The sequence below is a fragment of the Gaiella sp. genome, assembly GCF_039915195.1.
Classification (GTDB): Bacteria; Actinomycetota; Thermoleophilia; order Gaiellales; family Gaiellaceae; genus Gaiella.
The window spans coordinates 24,474-35,132 of record NZ_JBDSNT010000011.1 but is presented as its reverse complement, the minus strand read 5'-3'; the positions used below and the strand labels follow the sequence as shown (position 1 = coordinate 35,132).

The 10,659-nt window shown below is 67.6% G+C and carries 13 protein-coding genes; 7 read left to right on the top strand and 6 right to left on the bottom strand.

The features are described from left to right. The 7 genes from ABIR74_RS01765 to ABIR74_RS01735 form a co-directional block, all read left to right on the top strand. The coding region (locus tag ABIR74_RS01765; protein ID WP_348174892.1) for a CocE/NonD family hydrolase at positions 1-1,302 on the top strand (1,302 nt) is incomplete at its 5' end. Further along, entirely contained in the window at positions 1,299-2,504 is a 1,206-nt protein-coding gene (locus ABIR74_RS01760) for an ABC transporter substrate-binding protein (RefSeq protein WP_348174891.1), read from the top strand. The genes ABIR74_RS01765 and ABIR74_RS01760, both read left to right, overlap by 4 nt. Before the next feature lie 84 nt (positions 2,505-2,588). Further along, positions 2,589-3,611 carry a hypothetical protein gene (locus tag ABIR74_RS01755; RefSeq protein WP_348174890.1) on the top strand — a complete coding sequence of 341 codons (1,023 nt, stop codon included), beginning with the start codon at positions 2,589-2,591 and terminating at the stop codon, positions 3,609-3,611. 103 nt (positions 3,612-3,714) lie between these two features. Further along, positions 3,715-4,293: a sigma-70 family RNA polymerase sigma factor gene (locus ABIR74_RS01750; RefSeq protein WP_348174889.1), complete on the top strand. Its 579-nt coding sequence runs from the start codon at positions 3,715-3,717 to the stop codon at positions 4,291-4,293. Continuing rightward, the gene (locus tag ABIR74_RS01745) at positions 4,290-4,886 is read left to right on the top strand and encodes an anti-sigma factor (protein ID WP_348174888.1); all 597 of its coding nucleotides are present in this window, start codon (positions 4,290-4,292) and stop codon (positions 4,884-4,886) included. The genes ABIR74_RS01750 and ABIR74_RS01745 overlap by 4 nt, the downstream gene beginning before the upstream one ends. 17 nt (positions 4,887-4,903) lie before the next feature. Beyond that, on the top strand, positions 4,904-5,767 hold the full coding sequence (locus tag ABIR74_RS01740; RefSeq protein WP_348174887.1) for a DUF72 domain-containing protein: 864 nt from the start codon (positions 4,904-4,906) through the stop codon (positions 5,765-5,767). A gap of 102 nt (positions 5,768-5,869) precedes the next feature. Continuing rightward, the gene (locus ABIR74_RS01735; RefSeq protein ID WP_348174886.1) at positions 5,870-6,562 is read left to right on the top strand and encodes a type 1 glutamine amidotransferase; all 693 of its coding nucleotides are present in this window, start codon (positions 5,870-5,872) and stop codon (positions 6,560-6,562) included. On the opposite strand, the gene ABIR74_RS01730 is transcribed toward ABIR74_RS01735, so the two are convergent. The 6 genes from ABIR74_RS01730 to ABIR74_RS01705 are packed head-to-tail and all read right to left on the bottom strand — an operon-like array spanning position 6,547 to position 10,627. Next, a complete protein-coding gene (locus tag ABIR74_RS01730; RefSeq protein ID WP_348174885.1) occupies positions 6,547-6,924 on the bottom strand; it encodes a rhodanese-like domain-containing protein in 378 nt (125 codons plus the stop codon). The two genes, ABIR74_RS01735 and ABIR74_RS01730, sit on opposite strands and share 16 nt — an antisense overlap. Then, positions 6,921-7,496, bottom strand: coding sequence for a glutathione S-transferase family protein (locus ABIR74_RS01725; protein WP_348174893.1), 576 nt, complete (start codon positions 7,494-7,496; stop codon positions 6,921-6,923). The genes ABIR74_RS01730 and ABIR74_RS01725 overlap by 4 nt, the downstream gene beginning before the upstream one ends. A gap of 5 nt (positions 7,497-7,501) precedes the next feature. After that, positions 7,502-8,518, bottom strand: coding sequence for a GNAT family N-acetyltransferase (locus ABIR74_RS01720; RefSeq protein WP_348174884.1), 1,017 nt, complete (start codon positions 8,516-8,518; stop codon positions 7,502-7,504). Next, complete coding sequence (locus ABIR74_RS01715) at positions 8,515-9,342, bottom strand: hypothetical protein (RefSeq protein WP_348174883.1); 828 nt, start codon at positions 9,340-9,342, stop codon at positions 8,515-8,517. The genes ABIR74_RS01720 and ABIR74_RS01715 overlap by 4 nt, the downstream gene beginning before the upstream one ends. A 17-nt stretch (positions 9,343-9,359) precedes the next feature. Further along, positions 9,360-9,971: an HAD-IB family phosphatase gene (locus ABIR74_RS01710; protein ID WP_348174882.1), complete on the bottom strand. Its 612-nt coding sequence runs from the start codon at positions 9,969-9,971 to the stop codon at positions 9,360-9,362. Beyond that, on the bottom strand, positions 9,971-10,627 hold the full coding sequence (locus ABIR74_RS01705; RefSeq protein ID WP_348174881.1) for a fumarylacetoacetate hydrolase family protein: 657 nt from the start codon (positions 10,625-10,627) through the stop codon (positions 9,971-9,973). The genes ABIR74_RS01710 and ABIR74_RS01705 overlap by 1 nt, the downstream gene beginning before the upstream one ends. Between the last annotated feature and the right edge of the window lie 32 nt (positions 10,628-10,659).

Below are 10,659 nucleotides of genomic sequence, written 5' to 3'. Positions count from 1 at the left end.
ACGAAGCTCGCGACGACGCTCCACGTTCCTGACGGCGCCGCTCCCGCGGGAGGTTGGCCGGCCGTCGTGCTGTTCCACGGCCTCGGCGGCAGCCGTGCCGGAATGAGCGCGATCGCCACCTCGCTGGGGCTGATCGGCGAGCAGTACGTCGTCCTCACCGTCGACGCTCGCGGACACGGCGAATCGGGGGGACTCTTCGAGGGCGACGGCCCGAACGAGGTGCGCGACGTGAAGACGCTCTTTTCCTGGCTTGCCGCCCGGCCCGACGTCGCGGATTCACGTATCGGCGCCTGGGGCATCTCCCTCGGCGGTGGCGCGATCTACACCTCACTCGCAGCTGGTGTCCCGTGGGCAGCGATCGAGGTCGCGGAATCATGGACGGATCTTCGAACCGCGTTCCTCCCACAGGGCCTCTCGAAGTCCGGCGTGATCGCCTGCTTCATCGGCTCGCTGCCAGCCGAGCGCGTCGCGCCGTCCGTCTTCGCGGTTCGGGACGCGGCGTACGCTGGCGCGCTCGGATCGGCGAATGCCTTCGCGGCAGAGCGCTCGACGATCACGGCGCTGAAGGGCCTCAAGACCCCGGCCTTCTTCATGCAGGGCCGTCGCGACTTCGCGTTCGGCATGGGTCAGGCGCTCCAGGCCTACAACGCCGTCGCGGGGCCGAAGCGCCTGTGGCTCGGCCTTCACGGCCATGCGCCGTCGACGTTCCCCGGCGCCGATTCCGCTGTGATGCTCGCCGAGGGAGCAAAGTTCTTCGACCTCCACCTTCGCGGTTTGCCTGTAACGCTCGACCCGCTCCCGGTCGCCGTCTCGCCCGAGAACTGGAGCGGAACGCCCGTGCGCTTTGCAGCCCCGCCGAAGCCCGTCTCACAGACGCTCCGCTTCGCCGGTTCGACGACGATCGACCGCTCCGGGAAGGTGCAGCGCACGTCAGCGCCGACGAAGCGGGCGCTCGAGATCTTCGGTGCGCCGGTGGTAACGGTGTCGGCCGACGCGAACGCAGGCTGGACGCGAATCGTCGCCGTGCTCACGGCGAAGACACCCAAGGGGAACGAGATCGTGATCGCCGGTGGCGGAGTCCCGACGAGCCCGGGCGCGAAGAAGTATCGGATCTATCTTTCGAACCAGGCGACGTTCATTCCGGCTGGGTCGACAGTCACGCTCACGATCGGCACGTCGTCTCTCGCGCAGAACCCGGGCAATCTGCTCTACCTCGATCTCCCCCTCGGCCTGAACCCGAAGGTGACGGTCGGCCCGATCGGTCTGTCCCTTCCGACGTTGGCCAAGCCGATCTCACAGTGAATCCCGCCGTTCTCGCAGGCGCGTTCCTCCTCCTGCTCACGGCAACGGCCGGTGCAGCGACCGGCGCTGATCCCGGGCTCACACCCACCACGATCGTCCTTGGCGGCACGGTGCCCCTCTCCGGTGAGGCAGCCGCATTCGGCTCCGTCGGCTCCGGGGCCAGGGCCTACTTCGCGTACGTCAATGCGAAGGGTGGCGTCAACGGGCGGAAGATCGACTACCGCTACCTCGACGACGGGTACGACCCCGCACAGACGGTGCAGCTGACGCGACAGCTCGTCGAGCAGGACAAGGTGTTCGCCGTCTTCAACTCGGTCGGGACGAACAACAATCTTGCGATCAGGCCGTACCTGAGCGCGCAGAAGGTGCCACAGCTCTTCGTCGGCGACGGCTCGGACGCGCTCGCCCAACCCCGCAAGTACCCGGGCACGATGGGCCTACTACCGAGCTACCGCGGTGAGGGCGCGGTCTACGGACGCACGATCGCAAAGACGCGGCCGAAGGCGAAGATCGCCGTCCTCTTCGAGAACAACGATCTCGGCAAGGACATGACGCGCGGGCTCTCGCGGGCTATCGCAGGCAAGGGGCCGCGAGTCGTCGCGTCCGAGCCATACGAGTACACCGATCCCGACGTCTCCTCCCAGATCGCGACCCTCAAGGCCTCGGGTGCGGACACGCTTGTCCTGTTCGCGACCCCGAAGTTCATGATCCAGGCGGTCGTCGCCGCACACAAGCTGGCGTGGAAACCATCGACGGTGGTGATCGCCTCCGTCTCGATCGAGCCGGGAATCATGAGTATTGCGCGTGTCAACGCACCCGAGATCACGAAGGGCGCACTCTCGATCGCGTTTCTGAAGAATCCGAACGATCCGGTCTGGGCAAAGGACGCTGCCCGTGCTCTCTACCTCCAGATCCTGAAGAAGCACGCGCCGGGCGCCAAGCCATCCGATGTCTACAACTGGTACGGCATGACCGCCGCGTGGACGATGGTCGAGACCCTGAAGCGCGCCGGGCGCAACCTGACGCGCGCCGGACTCGTCAAGGCAGCACAGAAACTCGATCTCAGGAAGAATCCCTTCCTTCTCCCCGGAGTCACGATCCGGACGACTCCGACGAACTACTTCCCCATCGCGAACATCTACCTCTACCGGTACGACAACAAGGAATGGGTTCGTGCGAGCCCGCTCCAGCCCGCGCGGTAGCGGAAGGGAGCCGGCACCGATGCACAACCGCAAGGACGATCAGGCGTCTCACCTACCGATAGCCCTATCAACAGGAGGAAGCACATGACCCGGAGCATCCGTCTTACGGTGCTCGCGCTCGCTGCGGTCGCAGTGCTCGCACTCGCGAGCATCGCCTACGCGGCGTACACGACCCCGTCACTCAAGGTGACACAAGTTGGAACGTCGAGCGTGATCTCGGTCACGCAGGACCAGAACGACGACGCAACCGCTCGTGCATCGATCTACGCCCCCGCCGGAACCGTCTCGACGCTGAACCAGGCACCGGGCACGAAGGTCGGCAGCGTCACCGCGACCGTCGTCGCACTCGCGCTCGGTAATGCGCTGCTCCCGCTCACGGGTGAGATCATGGTCGCTCCCCCGGGCGCGATCCCGGCAGCCTCGCAGGCGGCATGCATCCAGTCGACCACACCGACGGCATCGTGGCTGATGGTTCTGCAGGCTGCAGGGCAGACGCTCAACGTGCCGATGTACCTCATCACCACCGCCGGCGCCGAGACGGCCTACGGCCCGGTGAAGATCGTCGTCTGCCTGCCTCCCCCGGATGTGCCCGTCGCCCTCGGTGGAGCGACGTTCGGGGCGAAGCTGTTCCAGGCGACCTTCACGGTGAACGGCATCTTCAGCGCCGTCCCGTCCGGCCAGTGGCTCTCGATCTGGTCGCCGTACACGCCGCTCGTCGGCAAGGTCAACGCCGCGGGTTCCGTCGCCTCTCCGTCGGGGATCGCTTCCGGCAGCCTGTCGGTCAGGGTCGCGAAGGTCGGCCTCGTCAAGTCGAGGCTCACCGGCAAGGTCGCCCAGGGTGGCGCTGCCGTCGGTGGCGCGAATGTGCAGATCTGGGCCGGCCTGACGAAGGCCAAGTTGAAGCGGGTCGCCACCGTGAGGACGAAGGCGAACGGCACGTACACGTTCACCTACGGCAAGGCGGCGAAGTTCTTCCGCACCCGGACGGTCGTGGGCGCAAGCCCTGCGCCGGCGCTGTGCGCGAAGCTTCAGCCGGCACTCCCGGTGCCCTGCGTCAACGCCACGAACAGCGCGTTCACGGCGCTGAGCGCGATCACCAAGCGGTAGCGACGCGAGTCGACATCGCGAGGAACGAGAGAGGGCGCCGACGAGGCGTCCTCTCTCGTTTCACCGTGACTGCCGGCAAGACGTATGCCATCATGAGCGTTCGATGGACGACGCAGCTCACGACGACAAGGCGGCCATCGATGCTGCCGCCGTGGCGCGTGTCGCGAGCGGCGACGCCGTGGCGCTCCGGGAGCTCTACGACCGGTACGGCAAGATCATCTACTCGTTCGCGTATCGGCTGACGCACGATACGACGCTCGCCGAGGAGTGCGTCCAGGACGTCTTCGTCGCCCTCTGGCGGCGCTCCGCGGACTTCGACCCGACGCGGGCGAAGCTAACGACCTGGCTCTTCGTTGTTGCCCGAAATCGCGCCATCGAGCTCGGCCGTCAGAAGACCCGCCGACCCGAGCTCCGTGACGATCTCGAGCCCGTCGGGACATCGCCGGATCCCGGTGACCTCATCGCGACCGCGGACGAGTCACAGCGCGTTGCCGAGGCGATGGCCGAGCTTCCCGAGGAGCAACTCGAGGTCCTCCGCCTCGCCTACTTCAACGGGTTCTCCCACTCCGAGATCGCCGAGATGATCGGAATCCCGCTCGGGACCGTAAAAGGAAGAACGAGGCTTGCGCTGGAACGACTGCGGAGCCTCACCGATGCCTACGACCTGCAGGTGGAGCGATGAGCGACGAGCAAGGACAGGAGTTCGAGGACGACCGGGTCACGATCGCCTCGGTGGAGCAATCTCTGCCGCGCGTCGTACCGCCCGTCGACATGTTCGATCGAATCCTCGCGGAGATTCGCCCGGAGGCGACCGTGGTGCCGTTGCAGCCGAGAGTGCATCGTCGCGTGGTCGTCCCGGTCGTCGGAACGCTCGCCGCTATCGCCGCCGTCGTTCTGATCGCAGTCGTTGCCCTGGGCGGCGACGAGCCGGGCACCCCCGATGCACGAGCGGCGATCGCGGGGAAGAGCGATCCGGCCGTGTCCGGCGAGGCGCTGTTGTTCGGATCGGACGCCGACGGCGGCACGGTGCAGGTCACGCTGCGCGATGTCCCGGCTGCACCGAGCGGCCATCACTACGAGGTCTGGGTTCTCCGGGAGGAGGGAGGCGGCGAGATGGAGTCGGTCGGGGTCTTCATACCGACGTCCGGTGACGTGGACCTCGAGCTGCAGCTTCCGGGCCCGGGAAACTACGCCGCTGTCGACGTCTCGGTCGAGGAGGATGGCGGCCCTTCGATCCACAGCGACACGAGCCTCGCGGGCGGCAGTTTTAGCTAGTCCTCTATCGTCCGCGCATGGCCGCGACGGTTCGACTCGGAACGTGTAGCTGGGCGGATGAGGGGCTCCTCAAGGCCTGGTACCCCCGCGGCGTCTCGACAGCCGCAGCCCGGCTGCGCTACTACGCAGAGCGATTCGACGTCGTCGAGGTCGATTCTCCGTACTACGCGCTGCCCGACCCCGACGTGACGCGCCGCTGGGCGGAGCGCACACCCGACGAGTTCACGTTCCACGTCAAGGCGAGCGCGGCGATGACGTTCCACGAGGGCGAGCCGACCGACGCTGCGTTCGCGGCGTTCCGTGGCGCGCTCGAGCCCCTCGAGCTGTCCGGGAAGCTCAAGGGCGTCCTGCTCCAGTACCACCCGCGGTTTGTCAAGTCGAGCGAGGCGAAGGGCGAGCTCGCCCGCGCACGAGGTCGCCTCGATCCGCTGGTGCCGCTCGTCGAGTTCCGCCATCGCTCGTGGATGGAGCCGGACGAGCGCTCGGACACGCTCGGCTTCCTCGAGGAACACGGCCTTTCCTACGTTTCCGTCGACGCGCCGCTGACGCGCGCGACGAACGTTGCCCCCCGCGTCGCCGCTGCCACCCATGCCGTCTCGGTGATCCGCTTCCACGGACGAAACGCGCAGACGTGGAACATCCGGGGCGGCAGCGCGGCAGACCGGTTCGACTGGATGTACTCGGCCGAGGAGCTGGACGAGTGGGTCGCACCGATCCAACTCCTCGCCGAGCAGGCAGACGAGGTTTACGCACTCTTCAACAACAACCGTGACGACTTCGCGCCACGGAGCGCTGTGATCTTCAGAGGCCTGCTCGACGGAGCCGGGATCACTACGACAGGCGGGATCGATCTTCCACCGACGGAGATGACGTTGTTCTGAGGGCGGGTCACGTCTTCCACCTTCCACGACGATTGGCGTTGGTGGCTGCCCGAAGCGCCAATGCGATGGAACGTGGAGGACCTGACCCTGTACGCTGCCGCGATGCGCGTCCTCTCCGTCGTCCACGAACCGACTTCAACGGGCGGCGGCGGCCTATTCGAGGACATCGTCGAACAGCGCGGTGACCGGCTCGAGCGCTTCGGATTCAACCACGACTCCTCGGAGCTCGATACGCCTGACCGATACGACGCGATCATGGTCTTCGGCGGTGCCATGCACCCGGACCAGGACGCCGAGCATCCCTGGCTCGCCGAGGAGGCCGCATTCATCCGTGAGGTGATCGAACACGAAGTCCCGCTGTTCGGCGCCTGCCTTGGCAGCCAACTGATCGCGCGGGCTATGGGCGCGCGTGTCGGGCCGGTCGCGACGTCCGAGGTGGGCTGGCACGAGGTGTCGGTCAACGACGCCGGCCTTGCCGATCCGGTTCTCGGCGTGCTCCCGGCTCGCATCGATGCTTTTCAGTGGCACCATTACGGGTTCGACCTTCCGCCCGGAGCGGTTCTGCTCGCCGAGAGCGAGGCTGCTCGCCAGGCGTTCCGGCTCGGAGAACGCACGTGGGGTGTCCAGTTCCACCCGGAGGTGACGCGTCACATGCTCGACTACTGGTTCGTCGAGGGCGCAGCGGAGATCCCCGACCTGGCGACCACCCGGACCGAGACGGACGCGTTGCTCGGCATCTGGAACGCGCACGGACGGGCGCTCTGTACGGCGTTCCTCGACTACGCGGCCGGCTGACTGGTCGCGACGGGAAGCGACGCGTCGGCCGACCACTCGTGCCAGGAACCGACGTAGTTCCGCGCCTCGAAGCCCGAGGCCGCGAGCACCTCGGCGGCGAGCGCGGAGCGGCCACCGGAGTGGCAGTAGACGATCACCTCGGCTCCCTCGGGCAGTCCGAGGAGGCCAAGAGTCGCGGCCCCGTCGCCGACGGAGAGGAGATCGTGAAGATCCAGATGTCGCGCGCCGGGAATATGCCCCTGGCGCGCGTCGCACGGATATCCCGCCGAGCCGTCGTACTCACCGGACGTCCGCACGTCGAGGAGCACCAACCCGGGCTCGTCGAGTCGCCGCGCCAGCTCGTCACGGGTGACGTCGGTCACAGCGCGGCGATGATCTCGAGCTCCGCCCTAATCGAGGGACGCCCATCGAGGCGAGCGAGCCAGTCGACGAGTGACGGGTACGACTCGAGGGAGACACCTAGGACGTCTCGTGCCCTGAGCACCCAGGGCACGTACGCGATGTCGGCGAGGCCGAATGCGGAACCGGTGAGGTACGGGTCGCCGGCAAGCATCGCATCGAGCGCCTCGAGCTCCCCTGCGAACGCGACATCCGCGCCCGCCTCCTTACGGCGCAGGGCGTAGTACGTGGCGGTGAAGTCGTCGTGTCGGAAGATGATGAGTCGCGCGTTCGCGCGTTGCGCCGGATCCGCAGGGAGGAGCGCCGGTTCCGGGTAGGCATCCTCGAGGTACTCGTTGATCACGGCCGACTCGGGCAGCACCCAACCCTGATGCTCGAGCACGGGAACCTTCCCGATCGGGTTCAGCTCGTAGACCCACGCAGGACGATTGACAAGGTCGATCACGACCGTTTCGTACGCAATGCCCTTCTCGGCGAGGGCGATACGCACGCGGGCACAGTACGGACACCGAGGCGCGTCGATCAGCCGCAGCATCGACATCAGCGAGCGATCCTGATGGCCTGATCGTCGGCGGGGGCATCCGCCCAGCCGTGGTCTGCGCCCGTGAGCCCGACGACCGACGCGAGGCCGCCGAGCAACTCGCGCGCCGGGGGCAGATCGGACGGGACGCGCGCGACCGGCGCTGCAGCTCGCACAGCAGCCTGCGCCGCACCGGTGTAGCGCTCGACAACAACGGGATTTGCGTTCAGCGCGACGACCTCGCCGGGCGGCAGCGACCCGTGGAACTCGGGCACGGAGGCGTACTCATCGACGATCCCGCCCCGGTCGAAGAGGATCATTCGTACGAGCGCCTCCTGCTCGACGCCGATAGCGATCACGACAAGTCCCGTGCGGGCGGAGATCTCCTTCGCGAGCCGCCGCAACATGGCCGGGTCGCGGTCGCACGCGTCGTCGTAGACGGTGACGTAGCCTGTGCGCGGCTGCGTGACGATCGAGCCGGTGGAGCGCCCGAGCAGCCGCGGTACGAACATTTCGACCGCCTTGAGGATCACGTCGGCGTCGTCGGTCTGCACATGGATCGAGCCGAACGACGTCGTCGGCGCCTCGACGCCGAGCCGTTCGACGAGGGCGGTAACGGGCGAGGCGAGGACAAGCACCTCGTCCCGGAAGCCCCAGCGCGCAGAGACGGCTCGCGCCGCCGAGTTGGATGCCATCACCTCGAGGTCGATGGTCTCGACGCCGTCCTCGGCGAGACGTGCGGCGACGGCTCGGACCAGCGAGTCCGCAACGCCTGTGCGTCGTTCCGCAGGCACGACATAGAGACCGGTGATGCGACCGACCCGTTCGCCGCGACGTAGGGCAAGCGCTATCCCGATGGCAGAACCGGCCCGCTCGGCAACCCAGCCGAGACCGGAATCGACGATCGCCCGGATCTCGGCGAGCTCCGTCGCCGGATCGACGTCCTCGTGGGCGGGCGGCGGCACCTCGGCCTTGAAGGCCCTCCAGAGCCCCTCGAGCGTCGCGAGATCTTCGGGCGTCGCATTTCTGACGTTCATCCGTAGACCCTCGCTCCCGCGAGCAGCATGTGACACGCGATGTTGCGCCATCGACCGAACCGCTCTCCCACGTCCCGTACCTCCGCCTCGTCGAGATTGCTGCCTCCACCGTAGAAGAACGACACCGCCTTCCGCACCGCGAGGTCACCCGCCGGCCAGGCGTCGGCGCGTGCGAGTGCCCGCGCGAGGAACCAGTCGGCCGTCCAGCGTCCGAGCCCCCGCTCCGCCGTGATCGTCGCGATGACCTGCTCGTCGGAGAGACGATCGAGCGCCTCGAGATCGAGGTCGCTCTGCGCGAGGCCGATCACGTACTCCGCCTTCCGGGTCGAAAATCCGACCTCACGAACCTCGCTCTCGGCAGCCTGCGCCAGCCGCTCGCGCGTCGGGAACGCCCAGACGGAGCCCACCTCGATGCCGAATCGCTGGATCAGCCGCGAGCGCACGGCGAACGCGGAGTACAGCGACACCTGCTGGGCCGTGATCGACGTCACGAGCATCTCGAAGCGGTCGGCGACAAGCGGCGGCCGATAGCCACTGAGGGGCTCGGCGAGCGCCACGAGGACAGGATCGGCGGCCGCCCACTTCCAGAAGCCCTGGAGATCGAGCGGGAGCCCGAGGGCGAAGGAGACGGCAGACGCGATCCCGACGTCGCTTGGCTCGATCCTTACTCCACCCGGTGCGGCCTCGACGCGCACGTCGCGGCCGGCGATGACCCGATGGAGGCCCCCGTCGCGCCAGAGATTCGCCAGATCCGTCCCGTGGGATCGGTAGCGCTCGGTCGATGCCTCGAAGTCATAGGGCTGCGGCAGCGCGAGGAAGTCCACGTCACTGATCGTACGGGTCACGCCGAGGGGCGAGTCGCGAGCGCAAGCCGCACGTCGTGGAGGTCGCCATACGGCTCGTAGCGGGTGCCACGCTCGTCGAGCCAGCGCGCAAGCCCGTCGCGTGCGAAGACGCGGTCGGCGGCAAGCGAGACGCAGCGGTCGGACACGCCGTCGCCGACGTAGGCGAACGGCCCACCTCCCGCGAGCGCGACCCGCTTGCACGGCTCGCCGCACACCGGGCACGCTTCCCGTTCGAGGAACGTCGAGCGCCACCCCGAGGGATCTGCTTCGAGGCTGTTTGCGATCACGTCTGCCCTGACGCCCTCTCGCCGGAGGACGGGCAGAATCAGCTCGCGGAAACCGGCCGAGACGATCAGAGGATCGTGCGCGTCGACCAGCTCGGCGAACCCGGGGCGAAGCGTCACCGTTTCGAGGAGCCACTCGATCACGTCGTCAAACGGAGCCCGGATTGTTCCCATCTCAACCCCGATCACCTCGTTGAGCGTGAGCTCACGACCGATCTGCCGTTCGAGAGCGTGAAAGACCTCGAGGTCGCCGAACCTCTCGATCGCCATGTGAAGGGTGTCCCGCTCGGTGATCGTCCCATCCCAGTCGAGAACGAGTCGCATCAGGCGAGCGGGCAGTCCAGGGTGCCGATGCCCTCGACCTCGAGCAGAACGCCCCCATCGATGTCGGCGAGCGTCGTAATCGGGGGGCCGGCGATCACGTCGCCGGGCCTGAGCACGGTTCTGCGAGCGGCGAGCGCGATCGCATCTGCCCACGCGAACTCAATCGGAGCCGCCTCCTGGCGTCGACCCTCCGTGTCGAGGCGAGCGACGAGAGACACCGGGTCGACCTCGTCCGGTGTGACGACCACCGGCCCGAGCACGAGTCCGAAGTCGGACTGCTTCACGGCGGGGTGCTCGGCCGGATCCTGCCACTCGAGCAGCGCCGAGAATCCGCCGATCTCGCCGTTCGCTCCGATCACGGCGGCGACCCGCGCGCACGCGGTCAGCCCTGTTCCGGCGACAGCGACACCCGGGCCGACGAGGGCAGTGGCATTGGCGAATCGAAAGACGTCGGCCTCCGAGAAGATCCGCACGGTCGGTGCCTGCACGGGAACGAGGAACGTCACGGCCGAGAGCGGATACTCGGCGTGCTCGCGCGCTCCGCTGCCGCCGAGGAAGAACGACTGGAGCGTCTGCGCAGCAAGGTGGAGCATCAGGTCCCCGTCGACGCGGCCGACCCAGCCCCGCTCCAGCGGGCTCTCGTTCGGATGGAACATACAAAGGCGCACGAGGCCTATTCAACCTGTAG